We start from the raw sequence: 17,698 nt of genomic DNA, 5'->3' as shown, positions 1-17,698 counted from the left end.
GGAAGGGGAGTGAAATAGAACCTGAAACCGTGTGCTTACAAGAAGTCAGAGCCCGTTAAATGGGTGATGGCGTGCCTTTTGTAGAATGAACCGGCGAGTTACGTTTGCGTGCAAGGTTAAGGTGGAAAGCCGTAGCCGAAGCGAAAGCGAGTCTGAATAGGGCGAGTTAGTACGTAGTCGTAGACCCGAAACCGTGTGATCTACCCCTGTCCAGGGTGAAGGTGCGGTAACACGCACTGGAGGCCCGAACCCACGAATGTTGAAAAATTCGGGGATGAGGTGGGGGTAGCGGAGAAATTCCAATCGAACTCGGAGATAGCTGGTTCTCCCCGAAATAGCTTTAGGGCTAGCCTCGGAATTAAGAGTCGTGGAGGTAGAGCACTGATTGGGTGCGGGGCCCGCCAAGGGTTACCAAGCTCAGTCAAACTCCGAATGCCATAGACTTATATCCGGGAGTCAGACAGTGAGTGCTAAGATCCATTGTCAAGAGGGAAACAGCCCAGACCATCATCTAAGGTCCCAAAGTGTGTGTTAAGTGGGAAAGGATGTGGAGTTGCACAGACAACCAGGATGTTGGCTTAGAAGCAGCCACCATTTAAAGAGTGCGTAATAGCTCACTGGTCGAGTGACTCTGCGCCGAAAATGTAACGGGGCTAAACACACCACCGAAGATATGGCTTGCGACGTATGTCGCAGGGGTAGGGGAGCGTTGTGTACCGGGTTGAAGGTAGACTGTAAAGACTGCTGGACTGTACACAAGTGAGAATGCCGGTATGAGTAACGAAAAGACATGTGAGAATCATGTCCGCCGAAAGCCTAAGGGTTCCTGGGGAAGGCTCGTCCGCCCAGGGTAAGTCGGGACCTAAGGCGAGGCCGAAAGGCGTAGTCGAAGGACAACAGGTTGAAATTCCTGTACCACCGTGAACCGTTATGAGCAATGGGGTGACGCAGAAGGATAGGGACGCGAACTGATGGAATAGTTCGTCCAAGCAGTGAGGCCGATGTGTAGGCAAATCCGCACATCACTAAGGCTGGGCTGTGATGGGGAGGGAAATTTATAGTACCGAAGGTCTTGATTTCATGCTGCCGAGAAAAGCCTCTAGCCAGGGAGAAGGTGCCCGTACCGCAAACCGACACAGGTAGGCGAGAAGAGAATTCTAAGGCGCGCGGAAGAACTCTCGTTAAGGAACTCGGCAAAATGACCCCGTAACTTAGGGAGAAGGGGTGCCTCGGTAGGGTTAATAGCCCGAGGGGGCCGCAGTGAATAGGCCCAATCGACTGTTTAGCAAAAACACAGGTCTGTGCGAAGCCGCAAGGCGAAGTATACGGGCTGACGCCTGCCCGGTGCTGGAAGGTTAAGGGGAGTGGTTAGCCGCAAGGCGAAGCTATGAACCGAAGCCCCAGTAAACGGCGGCCGTAACTATAACGGTCCTAAGGTAGCGAAATTCCTTGTCAGGTAAATTCTGACCCGCACGAATGGCGTAACGAATTGGGCGCTGTCTCAACGAGAGATCCGGTGAAATTTTAATACCTGTGAAGATGCAGGTTACCCGCGACAAGACGGAAAGACCCCATGGAGCTTTACTACAGCTTGATATTGGACTTTGGTACGGACTGTACAGGATAGGTGGGAGCCTTAGAAACCTGAGCGCCAGCTTAGGTGGAGGCACCGTTGGGATACCACCCTGTTCGTATCGGAGTTCTAACCTAGGACCGTTACCCGGTTCGGGGACAGTGTCAGGTGGGTAGTTTGACTGGGGCGGTCGCCTCCTAAAGAGTAACGGAGGCGCCCCAAGGTTCCCTCAGAATGGTTGGAAATCATTCGAAGAGTGCAAAGGCATAAGGGAGCTTGACTGCGAGACCTACAAGTCGAGCAGGGACGAAAGTCGGGCTTAGTGATCCGGTGGTACCGCATGGAAGGGCCATCGCTCAACGGATAAAAGCTACCCTGGGGATAACAGGCTTATCTCCCCCAAGAGTCCACATCGACGGGGAGGTTTGGCACCTCGATGTCGGCTCATCGCATCCTGGGGCTGAAGTAGGTCCCAAGGGTTGGGCTGTTCGCCCATTAAAGCGGTACGCGAGCTGGGTTCAGAACGTCGTGAGACAGTTCGGTCCCTATCTGTCGCGGGCGTAGGAAATTTGAGAGGAGCTGTCCTTAGTACGAGAGGACCGGGATGGACATACCGCTGGTGTACCAGTTGTTCTGCCAAGAGCATCGCTGGGTAGCCAAGTATGGAAGGGATAAGCGCTGAAAGCATCTAAGCGTGAAGCCCCCCTCAAGATGAGATTTCCCACTTTTGGTAAGACCCCTTGAAGACGACGAGGTTGATAGGTTCGGGGTGGAAGTACAGTAATGTATGGAGCTGACGAATACTAATAGGTCGAGGGCTTATCCTAAATAAGCAAGATGATTCGAAATAACGATTTACCTTTCACGATCAGTTTTCAGGGCGCAAGTTCTGAATTAAATATTGGCGAGTATTAACGAGCCAAGCTGTCTGGTGATGATGGCGGAGGGGTTCCACGCGTTCCCATACCGAACACGACCGTTAAGCCCTCCAGCGCCGATGGTACTTGGACCGCAGGGTCCCGGGAGAGTAGGACGTTGCCAGGCAGTGTAATATTTATTATATGGGTGAATTACTATTCCCTGATAGCTCAGTTGGTAGAGCACTCGACTGTTAATCGAGTTGTCACAGGTTCGAGTCCTGTTCGGGGAGCCACTACGGAGAGATGTCCGAGCTGGTCGAAGGAGCACGATTGGAAATCGTGTAGGCGTCACAAGCGTCTCGGGGGTTCGAATCCCCCTCTCTCCGCCAGATTGGACTTTACTGTGGCCCGTTGGTCAAGGGGTTAAGACACCTCCCTTTCACGGAGGTAACAGGGGTTCGAATCCCCTACGGGTCACCACATATGGACACTTAGCTCAGTTGGGAGAGCACCATCTTGACAGGGTGGGGGTCAGCGGTTCGAACCCGTTAGTGTCCACCATATAATTGTAAATGACGCGGGGTGGAGCAGTTCGGTAGCTCGTCGGGCTCATAACCCGAAGGTCGTAGGTTCAAATCCTGCCCCCGCAACCAAATAAAATAACGTGGAGCTGTGGTGTAGAGGCCTAACATGCCTGCCTGTCACGCAGGAGACCGCGGGTTCGAATCCCGTCAGCTCCGCCATTTTAATCAAATAATGTATGTACACATAGCTAAGGCCCGTTGGTCAAGGGGTTAAGACACCTCCCTTTCACGGAGGTAACAGGGGTTCGAATCCCCTACGGGTCACCATTTTAAGAGCCATTAGCTCAGTTGGTAGAGCACCTGACTTTTAATCAGGGTGTCGTAGGTTCGAGTCCTACATGGCTCACCAGTGCATACAACTAACAACCTGTAACTAAGTTACAGGTTTTTTTGTATACTCTGGTAAGTATGGTTCATTTACTGCTAAAGTCATAAGGGGACTTAAGGTTTAAACAATTAAATATTTCTCCAATTATCCCTTTCAATTGATGAATACCTAAATCCGTATTGGTCATAATGACCGCACCTGTCCCTAAATAGGGATATGCCACCATCATACATTGAAATCCTACACCCCAACCGAGTGAAGAAACTTCAATTTCATGCTCTGAACCGTCAAGAAATAGACCAAGTCCAGCCCATTCTTTACAACCTTGAGGGATGAGCAATTGCTTGATCAGGCGATTAGGGAGCCTTGAATGACGATTATCTGTTAAGGAATTCATCATTTCAATGACTAATGTGGCTAAATCAGTGGGTGTTGTCCACAACCCAGCAGCTGCAGGATAAGGATTGATGGCATATTTGTCATTAACGCCTTGTCCATTTTTATCATGTCCACAACAAAATGGCTTGTTTATTACTTCAGACGCTGCTTGTATATATGTGCTATTGCTCATATTGAGCGGTCTAAAAACAAGCTCATCCATTACTTGTATAAAAGGCTGATTACAAACGTCTTCTATCACTAGTTGTATGACACAAAATCCTGCATCTGAATATTGAAAGTCACTTTCAGGCACATACTTTACCTCAATAAGCTCTTTACAATACGAGGTGTTACCTCCTAGCAGCATAGCCATAGTAGGAATGCCTTCAGAATCATCCAGAACACGAAAGCTCCCTACGGGATCCATTATTCCAGATTGATGACTTAGTAAATTTCGAAGCGTTACTTTTTTACTATGTGTAAATTCATTATGTGGCACTTTCCAAGAGACAAGTCGACGATTGACATCTTCGTCTAAATCAAGAATCCCTTGATCAACTAGTGTTAGAACTAACACCGAGGTTAAAAACTTACTAATGGAGCAAGCATTAAAAATAGTATGATGGTCAATCATATTAGTGGCCGTATGAGTAGGGGATTCGTTGTCCAACACTCCAAATCCTTGGGTCATACTTATTACACCGTTACGAATGAGCGCGATGCTTACACCAGATACATGATGATGCCTCATCCGTTCAACAACATTTAAATCCATATTCCTAAATGCCCCCATTCCATTTGCAAAATTCGTCCACAATCTTCATGCTGATAAACATCAGCCAGCAATAGCGAATGACGCCTTTATTTCACGTGGTCACTCTTTTTCATTATAGAACATAAGTTCTCATATTGGAAGCAATGAACTTAATGTTACTTCCTTTAAGAAAGGAATGTAAAACATCAAGTTCAAAGTGAAGTTGATTTTATAGTAAAAAAATACCACCATCTATATGAGCAAAAACATTTGCAATTCACTATCATATCTGGTATATTAATAAATGTGCCCGCGACAAGCGGTGAATAAAAGTAAGCAATGATTCAGTAATAAAGTAACATATGCGGAAATAGCTCAGTGGTAGAGCATCTCGTTGCCAACGAGAAGGTCGCGGGTTCGAGCCCCGTTTTCCGCTCCAAATTTGCGCCCTTAGCTCAGCTGGATAGAGCGTTTGACTACGAATCAAAAGGCCGGGAGTTCGAATCTCTCAGGGCGCGCCATTTTTACAACATTATGAATCACATCAATATGCCGGCGTGGCGGAATGGCAGACGCGCGCGACTCAAAATCGTGAGGGAAACCGTGGAGGTTCGAGTCCTCTCGCCGGTACCAGTTGTCGGGACGTAGCTCAGCTTGGTAGAGCACTTGGTTTGGGACCAAGGGGTCGCATGTTCAAATCGTGTCGTCCCGACCATATTATGATGAACCATCGGTTATAAGCCGATGGTTTTTCTTTATGTATTTTATATTCTACTATTCTTCATTTTGACGTATATTTATCCCTTCTCTTTGGACACACTAGTCAAAAAGGGTTAGAAGGGATTTTTATGGCTAGGGAACATCGAACTTCTTCTAGATTTTATTTTCGGCTAAAGCTATGGAAAAAGAAGCTTCGTCGATGGAGACGTCCACTGTGGTCATTGGCGGGATTTCTGTTATTGTTAATAGTGCTTTCCATTGCGGTATATATGTCTGACTCGGTACGTGATTTGTCGAATGTAGGTAAAAATACACGTGCCATGGAAACTTTTTCGATGCTGCAAGAGGATCGTTACCCACAATTAGATGACAAGGCACGATTTGTTGTTAATCAATTGGTACAGCATGATGAAGTGCGAGAAGTCGTGCACCGTAAACTGTATATTTGTGGGCAGTCGGAACACATACTTGGCAAGTTGGCATCGACAGAGATTATTCGCAACATACTTGAACATCCTAACTGGGCGGCTTCCATGGATGCTACAGGCCAGGTTGTTTTTGAAGAACAAGTTAATGACCTTTCGGAAAAGTGCAAACAGCAAGCTTACATTAGTCTGGATAAAGACGGGAATTTGACGTTGTTTGAAGGGCGACCGAAAGAAAAGAATGCCATTCGAACATTTTTCCAATTGGACGTTAATTCGATGGAAAGTTCACTGCCAACAAATGTGTTAGACCAGTTGTATAAAGGGATCCGTATTTCAGATATGGACCAATATAATAGCGTGCTTTCAACATTTAGTGACTATGCCATTGAAGAAACGAAAAAAGTTATGAAACCAACTTCGACGTATTAACGTATTACGTATAGATGAGAAAAGGTAGGACGCCGTAACCGACGTCCTTCTTTTTTTGGTTTCTAAGCGAAACATGTCGATTTTTGTAGAAATGGTATGGATTAACGCGAGTGACACCAAAGGAAATGTCGGTTTACGGTCATAATAAATAAACACCGGAAAGGGGTATGCTCATGACTTTAGTGCTCATGCTACTCATCATTTTAGTCTCGACAAAGCTGGCGGGGGACTTAGCGGTTCGACTTGGTCAACCATCTGTTCTCGGCAAGCTACTTATCGGGATTATTATCGGTCCGGCTGTACTGGGCTGGGTAAATGATGGTGCACTTATTACTGAAATGGCTGAAATCGGGGTCATCTTATTAATGTTCATCGCCGGACTTGAAACCGATCTTGACCAATTGAAACGTAACTGGAAAGCAGCATTTGCTGTTGCAATTGGTGGCGTAATTTTACCGTTTATCGGTGGATATAGTGGAGGTCTTTTGTTTGGACTCTCCAGTGAACATTCGTTGTTTATTGGTCTGCTATTGTGTGCCACATCCGTAAGTATTTCGGTCCAAACGCTTAAAGATTTAGGCCAGTTAAGCTCACGTGAAGGCACGACTATTTTAGGTGCTGCTGTTGTAGACGATATTTTGGTCGTTATTTTACTGGCGTTCATGCTTAGTTTACTTGGCGCTGGTGGAGATGCTTCTTTAGGTCTAATTGTTGGTAAAAAAGTACTGTTCTTTGCTGGAGCCATTTTACTTAGCATTTTTGTAGTTCCACGTGTAATGAAGTGGTTGGCACCGCTACAAGTAACTGAAGCTGTTATTAGTGCGGCGCTCATTATTTGCTTCTTCTTCTCATACGGAGCGCATTATCTGGGTGTAGCAGGTATCATTGGTGCTTTTGCTGCTGGTATCGCCATTTCGCAAACGAATTTCAAACATGAGGTGGAACACCGCCTTGAGCCAATTGCATATGCGATCTTCGTCCCGATTTTCTTTGTTAGCGTCGGATTGAAGGTTACATTTGTAGGTATTGGTGAGCATATGTGGTTCATTGTATTATTTACAATAATTGCTATTATCACTAAATTGGTAGGTTGCGGTTTAGGCGCACGCTTAACTGGCTTTGATCGCAAGAGCTCTATAGGTATTGGTGCGGGCATGGTATCGCGCGGCGAAGTCGCATTGATTATTGCAACAACAGGTTTAGCTGGTGGTTTGTTTGATGAGAAGTATTTCACGCCACTCGTTATTGTCATTATTTTGACGACGCTTGTAACACCACCGATGCTGAAGGCTGCCTTCAAAAAGCCGGAAGTTCAAAAAGCAGCTTCAACATCGAAATAGATGGGCTTTAAGCCACATTTTATGCAGCATAATAAGCTTTGCAAGTGCGAAAAGGTGCTTGCAAACTAGACGATATGATTCATTCTCTTCCTCCCGATCTGTGTTATAATGAAGTGAACACGTATGTTCGCTTATGACACGGACCTCGGTGAGGGAGAGATTTTTTTTGCGCATTTTAGGTATTGATCCGGGCATTGCTATCGTTGGGTTCGGATTTGTCGATAAGGAAGGCAGCCGAATTACACCGGTGCAATACGGATGTATCCAAACGGAGTCCACAACGGCACCCGAAATGAGGCTTGTACAAGTATACGAAGCGACGGAGCAACTGCTTGATCAGTTTAAACCGGACGCGATGGCAGTTGAGAAATTATTTTTTAATCGTAACGTAACGACCGCTTTTTCCGTGGGACAAGCACGTGGAGTTATCATTTTGGCAGCGGCCAAGCGTGGTATCCCGGTTGCAGAATATACACCAATGCAGGTGAAGCAAGCTATTGTAGGCTATGGTAAGGCAGAAAAGAAGCAAGTGCAAGAAATGGTAAAAATGTTTTTAAAATTACGAGTCGTGCCAAAGCCGGATGACGTAGCCGATGCACTCGCGGTGGCGATTTGTCATGCTCATTCGTCTGGGCTTAACGACAGATTGAATGGAGTTTTGCGGCCATGATCGACTTTTTACGCGGGCAGGTTGCCCATTTTGAGACGGACCATATCGTGATAGATGTTCAAGGGGTCGGATACCGAGTGTTTACGCCCAATCCGTATTTGTTTACAAAGATGGAAGGGGATATCACGGTCTACACCCATCACCATGTGCGTGAGGATGCGATGTTGTTGTTTGGCTTTTCTTCGCGTGAACAATTGAAGCTATTTCGCCGCTTGATTGATGTAAATGGAGTTGGCCCAAAGGTGGCGCTCGGCGTGTTAGCTGGCAGCAAGCCAGAGGCGTTAGTCATGGCAATCCAACAAGAAAACGTCGTGTTTCTAACGAAGTTGCCGGGTATCGGTAAGAAGACGGCTCAGCGCATTATTTTGGATTTGAAAGATAAGCTCGACAATATCGGCCTCGATCTAACGGCAGCTGGAGCGTCGTTGTTTGTTGATATGCCGACTGTTGCTGTTGATACAGAAGTTGAAGCATGGTCGGAAGCTCGTGAAGCGCTGAAAGCACTTGGCTATACAGACGCAGAGCTGGATCGTGTGTGGCACGGTTTGCAGGAGCGCGTACATGCAGATGAGAGCGCTGATTCGTTAATTAAAAAGGCGTTACAAGCATTGTTTAAAGGTTAGAGAGGCGGGATCGCTACATGGATGAACGGATCATTTCGGCCAATTTCATGATGGAAGACCAAGCGGTCGAATTGAGTCTTCGCCCGCGTTATTTATCTGAATATATCGGGCAAGCGCAAGTGAAAGAAAATTTAAAAATATTTATTGAAGCGGCAAAGATGCGAAAGGAAGCGTTGGATCATGTCCTGCTGTACGGTCCACCAGGACTCGGCAAGACTACACTGTCTAACATTATTGCGAATGAGCTGGGCGTAAATATTCGAACGACCTCAGGCCCCGCAATTGAGCGACCTGGGGATCTTGCGGCGTTGTTGACCAATTTGCAAGAAGGCGATGTTCTATTCATAGATGAGATTCATCGTTTGCATCGCACGGTTGAAGAGGTTCTTTATCCAGCGATGGAAGACTTTGCGCTCGATATTATTATTGGAAAAGGTCCGAGTGCACGTTCGGTCCGTCTTGATCTGCCTAAATTCACGCTAATTGGTGCGACTACGCGTGCAGGATTACTGTCAGCACCTTTGCGTGACCGTTTTGGTGTCGTAAGCCGGCTCGAGTTCTATAATACGGATGAGCTTACTTACATTGTGACACGCGCGGGCGAAATTTTGAATGTGAGCTTTGTTGGTGATGCGGCGGTAGAGATCGCGATGCGGTCACGGGGAACACCGCGTATTGCGAACCGTTTGCTTAAACGTGTGCGGGACTTTGCGCAAGTAAAAGGTGATGGAGTCATTACACTGGAAATTGCGAAAGAAGCATTGCGTCTTATTCAAGTCGATCCGCTCGGCTTGGATCAAATCGACCACAAAATGTTGCGCACGATGATCACGAATTTCAGGGGTGGCCCTGTCGGTCTAGATACGATTGCGGCTACGATCGGGGAAGAAAGCCAGACGATAGAAGATGTGTATGAACCGTTCTTATTGCAAATCGGCTTCTTGCAACGTACGCCGCGCGGACGTATGGTGACGCAACAGGCGTACGCTCATTTAGGACTGCCGATGCCTGAGCGACCGTAATGGTTTAGCTTGTTACATCAAGATGAACGGGTTAATGGAATAGGATGAGTGGGATGATGGAGGGATATTTACGGAATGAATAACAACAACCGACACGTTATCCGCAACATAGCCATCGGTACGGTAGCAGGAGCCTTGCTGTGGAGCGGGGCGCTTGCACCGACAGGTGAACTGGCAATTTCGACTGTTGCTGCTGCGGAGAAAAGTGCAGGAAAAGCCAAGCTACAGCTCCCTGTTAGTCAAGCTAATAAACTAGCGGTCGACGATACGATTCGTGTGGCTTTGTTTGCAAACTTGGGGAAGCGCTCTCCAGGCAATACGGATCAAGTGACATTGACCGCAGCAGAGGCGTTAAGTGTTCAGCCACAGGCAAGCAAGGGATCTCAATCGCAAAGCCTTAGCGTTAAGCAGGCTCGTTTCAGTCTAGACGACTACAAGGTCAAGCTGTATGAGAACAAAGATAAAGCGAGCGCACAAGCTGTCCTTAAAAAAGCGAAGGCGTCTGGCCAAGCATATATGGAACGCGTAGAGCGCCGAGGTGTTGATTTTTATACGGTTTATGCAGGTGGCTATGCAACGAGCCAAGAAGCGAATCAAGCTTTGAGCCGTCTCACGGGCGACGGTACTATGCAATCACTTATTGGCAGCTATCCGGCGTCTGTAGCCGGTCCGCATTATTTACAGGCGGGTACATATCCATCGCTACAAGGTGCGCAATCCGCATTGCGCGCTTTGCTCGATGCAGATATAGATGCAAGTGTCGCGATATTGGACGCGGGTGGTCAGACCCAAGTGTCCGTATGGGCAGGGCACAGTGCATCAGAGCAGCAATTAGCTGGTGTGCAAGCTAAGTTGAATGCGAAGGGCGTTTCGATGGAGCTACAGCCTGTACGAGCTGCTGGAGCCCTCCTTCATATGACGGAGGAGGCGGGTGATGCTACTTCAACTTCGAGTGCGCATTATCGCGTTCACGGTTCAACGAAATGGGCAGTCGAGTCAAGTCGCGACAATTTAATTAAAGTAACGGAACGCAGTAAACGCACTTACCGTGGAATTATGGAAGTGGGCGCACATAAGGGTAAATTATCGCTTGTCAACGAGGTACCGTTCGAACAATACTTAGTATCGGTTGTTGGTGGTGAAGTTTATTCAAGTTGGCCAGCAGAAGTACTTAAGGCGCAAGCGGTTGCCGCGCGTACATTTGCGCTGTATCAAGGCACGAAGTTCGAAATCGCCAATGTCGTCGATACGACTTTAAGCCAAGCTTACTATGGCTTGGAAAAAGAACATCCAAGCATCCGTGCTGCTGTAGAAGCAACTACTGGAGAAGTACTACTGCATAACGGCAAGCTTATTGAAGCTATCTTCAATTCCAATGCAGGGGGCAAGACAGCCGATCCGAAAGAAATTTGGAACGGTAGTTCATATCCGTATTTTCAGGTCGTAGATAGCCCAGATGATGCTGTACAAGCAGGCGCTAAGTCTTGGTACAGAGTGTCGCTTGCTAACGGTAAAACGGGATACGTACGCGAAGACGTCGTAGAGATGACGAGTCGACGTAATTCTTCTGGACAAGCGCTGCTTAAAGTGAAGGACGATGGCACGAACGTCCGACCGAATCCGAGCATTCAATCGAATGTTAGTCCTATTGCAAAAGTAGGCAAAGGCGACGAGCTGGCTGTGTTGGAAGAAGTGACGGAATCTACAGAGTTGCAATGGACGCGTGGGCCTTATTCCTCGTCTCAAATTGAGAGTTGGTTAAAAGAACGTACAAATACGAAAATAAACGGTCCGATTCGTACGATTGAAGTAACGGATCGTGGTCCATCAGGACGCGTAACGAAAATAGAAGTAAACGGTGAGCCTGTTGCGGTAAGCTATCCGGACAATTTGCGCTATGCATTTGGCGGATTGCCAAGCACGTTGTTTGACGTTGTGCCTGCGGGGGGAGCAACCACGCACACAGCCGTTACTGCTGGAGGCAAGACAAAGACAGTTACAGTTGGCGGTAGCAACGTTGTATCCGGCAAGAATGGCACTACTTCGAAAGTGTCATCTAAGACCGTTGTCGTCAATGGTAAAGGGAAGACGACCGCATTAAACGCAGGAACTACAGGAACAGGCACACAGTCTGGTTCGTTTACGTTTATTGGAAAAGGGAATGGACACGGTGTTGGAATGTCCCAGTGGGGAGCTAAGGCGCTAGCGGATAAAGGGTATGACTATGAAGCGATTTTGAAATACTATTATAAAAATGTAGAACTTGCAAAGCGATAGGATGGACAACTATGAATGTGGACTTATTTGATTTTCATTTACCAGAACATTTGATTGCACAAACTCCGCTGCTTGATCGAACATCATCTCGTTTGTTGACGCTAAATCGTCAAACAGGAGACATCGGTCATCATTCTTTTACGGCAATTGAATCTTTGTTACGTGAAGGCGATGTACTCGTCTTGAATGATACGCGCGTTATTCCAGCCCGTCTGTTTGGGGTTAAAGCAGACACGGGAGCGAAGGTTGAAGTGCTGTTGTTAAAGCAAGAAGGCGACGATCGTTGGGAAGCGTTGGTGAAGCCGGGTAAAAGGCTGCGCGAAGGGGCGGTAGTGCGCTTTGGCGATGAGCTGGAAGCTGTAGTTGAAGAAGTACGCGAAATGGGCGGAAGAGTGCTTCGTTTTCGTTATAACGGCATTTTTCAGGAAATATTAGATCGGTTAGGCGAAATGCCACTGCCGCCATACATTAAAGAGCAGCTCAGCGACCGCGAACGTTATCAGACCGTGTATGCTAAGCATGAAGGCTCTGCTGCGGCACCGACAGCGGGTTTGCATTTTACAGAACAATTGTTGGATCAGATTCGTGCACGGGGTGTCAAGATTGCTTATGTAACACTTCATGTCGGTCTAGGTACGTTTCGTCCAATGTCGGTTGATAAAGTTGACGAACATGTGATGCATGCAGAGTATTACCAGATTTCTGCGGAAACGGCTGCATGTATTAATGAAGCTAAGGCGAATGGCGGACGCGTTATCGCGGTCGGCACTACATCGGCACGCACGCTGGAAACGGCTGCTGGACGATTTGACGGTGAGTTGCAAGCCTGCGACGGATGGACGGATATTTTCATCTATCCAGGCTACCGTTTTCGGATGGTAGACGCGTTGCTAACTAATTTCCATCTGCCAAAGTCTACTTTGGTCATGTTAGTGAGTGCGCTTGGAGGTTATGAGCACATTATGGCTGCTTATAAGGAAGCGATTGAGGAACAATACCGCTTCTTTAGCTTTGGTGATGCGATGTTCATTTATGACGAGACGAAGTAAGTGGGTTAACGAATAAATGGGTTAACGAATAAAGCTTAAATTACGATGACTTCAATGATGTTAGGATGAGATAAAAAACATGGCAGCAGTTACGTATGAATTTATTAAAACGTGTAAGCAAACGGGTGCTCGTTTAGGCCGCGTTCATACTCCGCATGGCTCATTTGATACACCGACATTTATGCCTGTGGGAACGTTGGCGACGGTTAAGACGATGAGTCCGGAAGAACTGAAAGAGATGGAAGCAGGCATTATTTTAAGTAATACGTATCATTTATTTTTGCGTCCAGGTCATGAAATTGTACGTGAAGCTGGTGGATTGCATAAGTTTATGAACTGGGATCGGGCGATTTTGACGGATAGCGGTGGATTTCAAGTATTCAGCTTGAGTGATATGCGCAAAATCGAAGAAGCGGGTGTGCATTTCCGCTCCCATTTGAATGGGGACAAGCTGTTTCTATCGCCAGAAAAAGCGATGGAAATTCAAAATGCGCTTGGTTCGGACATTATGATGGCATTTGATGAATGTGCGCCATATCCAGCAGACCACGCCTACGTCAAGCAATCGTTAGAGCGTACGACTCGTTGGGCAGAACGTTGCTTGCAGAGCCATGAGCGTCCACACGATCAGGCTTTGTTCGCTATTATTCAAGGTGGTATGTATGAAGACTTGCGCAAGCAGAGTGCCAAAGATTTGACTTCGATGGATTTCCCGGGGTATGCTATTGGTGGACTGAGCGTAGGAGAGCCGAAACATTTGATGTACGAAGCGTTGGATGTTACGGTGCCGCTTCTTCCTGACAACAAGCCGCGCTATTTGATGGGCGTTGGCTCACCGGATGCGCTGATTGAAGGTTCGATGCGCGGGGTAGATATGTTCGATTGCGTGTTACCAACACGTATCGCACGTAATGGTACGACGATGACGAGTCAAGGTCGTCTAGTTATACGTAACGCTAAGTTTGCACGTGATTTTGGGCCGCTTGACCCGAATTGCGATTGCTACACGTGCCGTAATTATTCGCGAGCGTACCTTCGTCATCTGATTAAAGCAGATGAAACGTTTGGTTTGCGTCTCACGACTTATCATAATTTGTATTTCCTCATGAATATGATGGAACAAGTAAGACAAGCTATCCGCGAAGATCGTTTGCGCGATTTCAGAGACGAATTCTTTGAGAATTACGGCATGGATCGCAACGAAAGCGGATTTTAATAAGAGTAGATACGCCTGTCGTATATGAAATTCTTGTCTCGTAGTTACTCGTAGGTTACTCGTAAGGAGAAGATGAGAATTTGACGTAGGACAGGCTGTCTGTTTATAGTTCGGTTATTAAGTATTATGTATACTACGTGGAAAGGGGGATACAACAATGTTAATAGCAGCAGCAAATGCAGCTGGCGGAAGCATTTGGGGAATGGTGTTGCCGTTCGTCGCAATGTTCGCAGTATTTTATTTCTTGCTCATTCGTCCTCAGCAGAAGAAGCAAAAGCAACGCAACTCGATGTTGAGTGCGATTAAAAAAGGCGACAAAATTGTTACGATCGGCGGCTTGCACGGTACGATTGTAGAGATGACTGATGACACAGTCGTAGTGCGTGTCAATGACGTTACAAAGCTGACGTTTGAGCGTAGCTCGATCAGCCATGTGGCAAGCACAGAGGAAGGCGCTACTTCTTAATAAAGTTTAGAAGAACGCACGAGCCTACATAATGCAAAAACAAAAAAGCGATGCTGCTCCTGCTGTAAGGAGTGCATCGCTTTTTTGTTGTATAGCAGCGGGCTAATGGGATTGGTCAGAAATGGCTTTCGTAAGTGCCTTTTGACGAGTGCGTTTTGGTAATGAACCGAGCCATGCTGGTTGTAAACCTGCCAATCGCATGCCACCCCATGCTGCTAATGAGCCTAGCGCAACCCCAGCTAGCATATCGGTTAGCCAGTGAATCCCCAAATAGAAGATTGAAAAAATAATTATAGCAGCGCTGATAACCGAAAATATAGCCCAGCGGCGGTTACCTGATTGCATGGCAAGTAGGGCAACCGTTACCGATATGGAAGTATGCAGGCTAGGAAGACAATTGTTCAAGCCTGAATAAGCACGATAAGACTCCTCAAATAGCGGAAATGCATCTAGCATTAGAAATCTTACACCTGCCGGTGGATACGCCCACACCTCGTTAACAGGGAATAAAATATAAAATGGTATCGCAATAATGTAATTAATGATGATTGCGTAACAAACAGCTTGAGCCATCTTTACATGGCCATTTGCCGTGTATATGCCAATGGAGGCAACGATAAGTCCTTGAAACACGATCAAGTAAAAGAAAGCAACGAATGTCGTCAGCAGGGGATGCGTAAATAACTGTTGAAATGCATACACAAACTGACCTTCCAAGGCATAAATATTCGGTGTGAAGTCCCAAGAAATTTGCAATTGCTGTTCCAATGATAGTTCCCATTTGTTAATAAGCAATACGCCTATGAGTCCTACAAAAGCAATTAAAAAAGGTCTAGAGCGCCACAATGTTTGGGCAAAAGAAGTAGCTACCGCAATCGGTTGTTTACCCGATCCGAACCAGACTAAAGCGATAACGATAGCGATGGTCCACATCGTTACAGATTGCATGGAATGAAACAACACCATGGTTATCCCCCTATATTTAAACCAAATCAATAAATAACTGCTCTATTATAGCATATTCAGAGGGATAACACATCGGTGCTTCTAGTTATTGACACGGACAGCTACATGTTCAGTTTGGCTTCTTCGTGTTCACGCCGAATATTCCTCCTAAAGCGGAGACTCCGAATGCAGCAATAAGCAAAATCATGCGTAAGCCATTAAAATCACTGTCCATTGCTAAAAAACCAATAATAAAGATAAGCAGTGCATACAATAGACCTGTAAGGCCACCATAGTACCAGCCTTTGTAGCGGCTGCGTCGTCCAGCGGTCCATCCGCCTATTAACAAAGCAAACGTATGAATGATATACGTATACTTGGTTAACGATTCTTCATTTGTAGAATTGGAAAATAAAAGTACAGACAACGCAAGCGCTCCCAATGCCATCCATATGAAAGCGTATGTGACGCCAGCGAGAATCGGATGTCCGAACTTCCATTTTGAAACATGCTGTACGGTGTTCATGTTTGACAACTCCTTTAAACCATTTTGTAAAGATAGTATGGGTAAGCGCTATAAAATAGTACAAGTTATAGATGAAAAATGAGGCCAGCAGTATATTTTGCGGAAATTTATTACACATGGTGTGATATAAGCTATACATGTTACGTCGTAAATGAGAGGGATGAGACAAATGGAGCCTATGGCATCGAACTGGCAAGTGTCGATAGCGGTTATTGTGTTTTTAATTACATACGCCATTATTATCTCAGAAAAACTTAATCGGGCCATTATTGCGATGTTGGGCGCTGTAATTATGCTCATTTTGCAAATTGTAGATGTACATGTGGCCTTCACCCATCACATTGAATGGAACACGATTTTTTTACTCGTTGGGATGATGATTCTGGTGGGCATCACGAACAAAAGTGGGATTTTTCAATATGTAGCTGTTAAAGCTGCCCAACAAGCACAGGGAAAACCACTGCGTATTCTCGTTGTATTGTCACTGCTGACAGGGGTCGGATCAGCTTTTCTGGATAATGTAACTACCGTACTGTTAATGGTGCCGATTACATTTTCCATTACGCGAATGTTGCAGGTAAATCCGGTTCCTTTTTTAATTGCTCAAATTATTGCTGCAAACGTCGGGGGGACGGCAACGTTAATTGGCGATCCGCCTAACATTATGATTGGTTCTGCTAACAAGCATCTGACGTTTAATATGTTCTTGGTCCATTTAGCCCCGGTCGTCATAGTGATTATGATGGTCATAATTGCCATCCTAGCGCTTGTGTACCGTAAACAGCTGCAAGTGTCTGACAAATACCGTGATGCCTTAATGGAGCTGTCAGCGACACAGTACTTAACCGACATCCGCTTAGCACGTAAATCAATCATCGTTCTGCTACTTACGATTATGGGCTTTGCTCTCCATTCGGTCATCCACGTAGAAGCGTCGGTTGTCGCGATGGCAGGGGCTACGGTCATGATGTTGATCGGTTTACGAAACGAGCAAGAGCTTGAAGAGGCGCTGCATCAGGTGGAGTGGATTACGATATTATTTTTTATTGGTTTGTTTATTTTAGTTGGAGGCCTTGTTGAAGTGGGTGTTATTAAAGAGTTGGCGCAAATGACCTTAAGTGTGACGGAAGGCGATATGACGAAGACGGCGATGCTTATTTTGTGGGTATCGGGTGTAGCGTCAGCTATTATCGACAATATCCCGTTTGTCGCGACGATGATTCCGCTCTTGCAAGATTTGGGCAATCAGATGGGTATTACGTCACCACATGATCTCAACCCGCTCTGGTGGTCGCTTGCCCTAGGTGCTTGTCTGGGTGGCAATGGAACGATTATCGGGGCTTCTGCGAACGTTATCGTATCAGGGATGGCCCAACGAGAAGGGCATGGGTTCAGTTTTATGGAATTTTTGAAAATTGGAGTTCCGATTACGCTCGTTTCGTTGCTTATCTCGACGGTTTACGTGCTCATTTTTATTTTATAAAAATAATAACTAACATTAATGGCA

Annotated in this window: 13 protein-coding genes, 12 tRNA genes and 2 rRNA genes (1 of these 27 running past the window's edge); 24 read left to right on the top strand and 3 right to left on the bottom strand. The window is 46.3% G+C overall.

The features are described from left to right. The 10 genes from KIK04_RS04255 to KIK04_RS04210 all read left to right on the top strand — a co-directional run. A 23S ribosomal RNA gene (locus KIK04_RS04255) occupies window positions 1–2,400 on the top strand; it begins 534 nt to the left of the window's first position. A 100-nt stretch (window positions 2,401–2,500) separates the two neighbouring features. Continuing rightward, a 5S ribosomal RNA gene (gene rrf / locus KIK04_RS04250) occupies window positions 2,501–2,617 on the top strand. Window positions 2,618–2,650: 33 nt separating this feature from the next. Further along, a tRNA-Asn gene (locus KIK04_RS04245) sits at window positions 2,651–2,726 on the top strand. Window positions 2,727–2,730: 4 nt separating this feature from the next. After that, window positions 2,731–2,822, top strand: a tRNA-Ser gene (locus tag KIK04_RS04240). A 16-nt stretch (window positions 2,823–2,838) separates the two neighbouring features. Then, window positions 2,839–2,913 (top strand) — tRNA-Glu (locus tag KIK04_RS04235). A 5-nt stretch (window positions 2,914–2,918) separates the two neighbouring features. After that, window positions 2,919–2,994: transfer RNA gene (locus KIK04_RS04230), tRNA-Val, on the top strand. Between the two features lie 15 nt (window positions 2,995–3,009). Then, a tRNA-Met gene (locus KIK04_RS04225) sits at window positions 3,010–3,086 on the top strand. A 13-nt stretch (window positions 3,087–3,099) separates the two neighbouring features. Continuing rightward, window positions 3,100–3,176 (top strand) — tRNA-Asp (locus tag KIK04_RS04220). Window positions 3,177–3,209: 33 nt separating this feature from the next. Continuing rightward, a tRNA-Glu gene (locus tag KIK04_RS04215) sits at window positions 3,210–3,284 on the top strand. Between the two features lie 6 nt (window positions 3,285–3,290). Continuing rightward, window positions 3,291–3,366: transfer RNA gene (locus tag KIK04_RS04210), tRNA-Lys, on the top strand. A 64-nt stretch (window positions 3,367–3,430) separates the two neighbouring features. Here KIK04_RS04210 and KIK04_RS04205 read toward each other — a convergent pair. Beyond that, window positions 3,431–4,501 (bottom strand): serine hydrolase domain-containing protein, encoded by a 1,071-nt coding sequence (locus KIK04_RS04205; RefSeq protein ID WP_232277075.1) that lies wholly within the window; start codon window positions 4,499–4,501, stop codon window positions 3,431–3,433. A gap of 343 nt (window positions 4,502–4,844) precedes the next feature. Here KIK04_RS04205 and KIK04_RS04200 point away from each other — a divergent pair. From KIK04_RS04200 to yajC, 13 genes are all read left to right on the top strand, one after another. Then, window positions 4,845–4,919 (top strand) — tRNA-Gly (locus KIK04_RS04200). Between the two features lie 5 nt (window positions 4,920–4,924). After that, a tRNA-Arg gene (locus KIK04_RS04195) sits at window positions 4,925–5,001 on the top strand. Window positions 5,002–5,031: 30 nt separating this feature from the next. After that, window positions 5,032–5,113 (top strand) — tRNA-Leu (locus KIK04_RS04190). A gap of 5 nt (window positions 5,114–5,118) precedes the next feature. Beyond that, window positions 5,119–5,195: transfer RNA gene (locus tag KIK04_RS04185), tRNA-Pro, on the top strand. A 133-nt stretch (window positions 5,196–5,328) separates the two neighbouring features. Further along, the gene (locus tag KIK04_RS04180; RefSeq protein WP_232277074.1) at window positions 5,329–6,057 is read left to right on the top strand and encodes a BofC C-terminal domain-containing protein; all 729 of its coding nucleotides are present in this window, start codon (window positions 5,329–5,331) and stop codon (window positions 6,055–6,057) included. Between the two features lie 173 nt (window positions 6,058–6,230). Beyond that, window positions 6,231–7,397: a cation:proton antiporter gene (locus KIK04_RS04175; protein WP_232277073.1), complete on the top strand. Its 1,167-nt coding sequence runs from the start codon at window positions 6,231–6,233 to the stop codon at window positions 7,395–7,397. A gap of 166 nt (window positions 7,398–7,563) precedes the next feature. Then, window positions 7,564–8,067, top strand: coding sequence for a crossover junction endodeoxyribonuclease RuvC (gene ruvC / locus KIK04_RS04170; RefSeq protein WP_232277072.1), 504 nt, complete (start codon window positions 7,564–7,566; stop codon window positions 8,065–8,067). Further along, window positions 8,064–8,690, top strand: coding sequence for a Holliday junction branch migration protein RuvA (ruvA, locus tag KIK04_RS04165; protein ID WP_232277071.1), 627 nt, complete (start codon window positions 8,064–8,066; stop codon window positions 8,688–8,690). The genes ruvC and ruvA overlap by 4 nt, the downstream gene beginning before the upstream one ends. A 17-nt stretch (window positions 8,691–8,707) precedes the next feature. Next, window positions 8,708–9,712: a Holliday junction branch migration DNA helicase RuvB gene (gene ruvB, locus KIK04_RS04160; RefSeq protein ID WP_232277070.1), complete on the top strand. Its 1,005-nt coding sequence runs from the start codon at window positions 8,708–8,710 to the stop codon at window positions 9,710–9,712. Window positions 9,713–9,787: 75 nt separating this feature from the next. Further along, window positions 9,788–11,989 (top strand): SpoIID/LytB domain-containing protein, encoded by a 2,202-nt coding sequence (locus KIK04_RS04155; RefSeq protein ID WP_232277069.1) that lies wholly within the window; start codon window positions 9,788–9,790, stop codon window positions 11,987–11,989. 11 nt (window positions 11,990–12,000) lie between these two features. Beyond that, a complete protein-coding gene (gene queA, locus KIK04_RS04150) occupies window positions 12,001–13,038 on the top strand; it encodes a tRNA preQ1(34) S-adenosylmethionine ribosyltransferase-isomerase QueA (protein ID WP_232277068.1) in 1,038 nt (345 codons plus the stop codon). A gap of 79 nt (window positions 13,039–13,117) precedes the next feature. Then, entirely contained in the window at window positions 13,118–14,254 is a 1,137-nt protein-coding gene (tgt, locus tag KIK04_RS04145; protein ID WP_232277067.1) for a tRNA guanosine(34) transglycosylase Tgt, read from the top strand. 157 nt (window positions 14,255–14,411) lie between these two features. After that, a complete protein-coding gene (gene yajC / locus KIK04_RS04140; protein WP_232277066.1) occupies window positions 14,412–14,720 on the top strand; it encodes a preprotein translocase subunit YajC in 309 nt (102 codons plus the stop codon). A gap of 102 nt (window positions 14,721–14,822) precedes the next feature. Here yajC and KIK04_RS04135 read toward each other — a convergent pair whose 3' ends face one another. Next, entirely contained in the window at window positions 14,823–15,686 is an 864-nt protein-coding gene (locus KIK04_RS04135; protein ID WP_232277065.1) for a phosphatase PAP2 family protein, read from the bottom strand. A gap of 109 nt (window positions 15,687–15,795) precedes the next feature. Beyond that, entirely contained in the window at window positions 15,796–16,191 is a 396-nt protein-coding gene (locus KIK04_RS04130; RefSeq protein ID WP_232277064.1) for a TIGR04086 family membrane protein, read from the bottom strand. 160 nt (window positions 16,192–16,351) lie between these two features. Between KIK04_RS04130 and KIK04_RS04125 the strand changes: the two genes are divergently transcribed. Next, window positions 16,352–17,674 (top strand): ArsB/NhaD family transporter, encoded by a 1,323-nt coding sequence (locus KIK04_RS04125; protein WP_442951158.1) that lies wholly within the window; start codon window positions 16,352–16,354, stop codon window positions 17,672–17,674. Window positions 17,675–17,698 lie beyond the last annotated feature (24 nt).

Source organism: Paenibacillus sp. 481, assembly GCF_021223605.1.
Classification (GTDB): Bacteria; Bacillota; Bacilli; order Paenibacillales; family Paenibacillaceae; genus Paenibacillus_B.
Note: the sequence above shows the minus strand (reverse complement) of the source record. Positions and strands in the feature narration are given on the sequence as shown.

Excerpts from the sequence above, each read along its gene's own strand:
- KIK04_RS04135 (WP_232277065.1), bottom strand. The coding sequence starts at position 15,686 with ATGGTGTTGTTTCATTCCATGCAATCTGTAACGATGTGGACCATCGCT.
- KIK04_RS04130 (WP_232277064.1), bottom strand. The coding sequence starts at position 16,191 with ATGAACACCGTACAGCATGTTTCAAAATGGAAGTTCGGACATCCGATT.
- KIK04_RS04180 (WP_232277074.1), top strand. The coding sequence starts at position 5,329 with ATGGCTAGGGAACATCGAACTTCTTCTAGATTTTATTTTCGGCTAAAG.
- KIK04_RS04205 (WP_232277075.1), bottom strand. The coding sequence starts at position 4,501 with ATGGATTTAAATGTTGTTGAACGGATGAGGCATCATCATGTATCTGGT.
- KIK04_RS04125 (WP_442951158.1), top strand. The coding sequence starts at position 16,352 with ATGAGACAAATGGAGCCTATGGCATCGAACTGGCAAGTGTCGATAGCG.
- yajC (WP_232277066.1), top strand. The coding sequence starts at position 14,412 with ATGTTAATAGCAGCAGCAAATGCAGCTGGCGGAAGCATTTGGGGAATG.
- KIK04_RS04175 (WP_232277073.1), top strand. The coding sequence starts at position 6,231 with ATGACTTTAGTGCTCATGCTACTCATCATTTTAGTCTCGACAAAGCTG.
- ruvB (WP_232277070.1), top strand. The coding sequence starts at position 8,708 with ATGGATGAACGGATCATTTCGGCCAATTTCATGATGGAAGACCAAGCG.
- tgt (WP_232277067.1), top strand. The coding sequence starts at position 13,118 with ATGGCAGCAGTTACGTATGAATTTATTAAAACGTGTAAGCAAACGGGT.
- ruvA (WP_232277071.1), top strand. The coding sequence starts at position 8,064 with ATGATCGACTTTTTACGCGGGCAGGTTGCCCATTTTGAGACGGACCAT.
- KIK04_RS04155 (WP_232277069.1), top strand. The coding sequence starts at position 9,788 with ATGAATAACAACAACCGACACGTTATCCGCAACATAGCCATCGGTACG.
- queA (WP_232277068.1), top strand. The coding sequence starts at position 12,001 with ATGAATGTGGACTTATTTGATTTTCATTTACCAGAACATTTGATTGCA.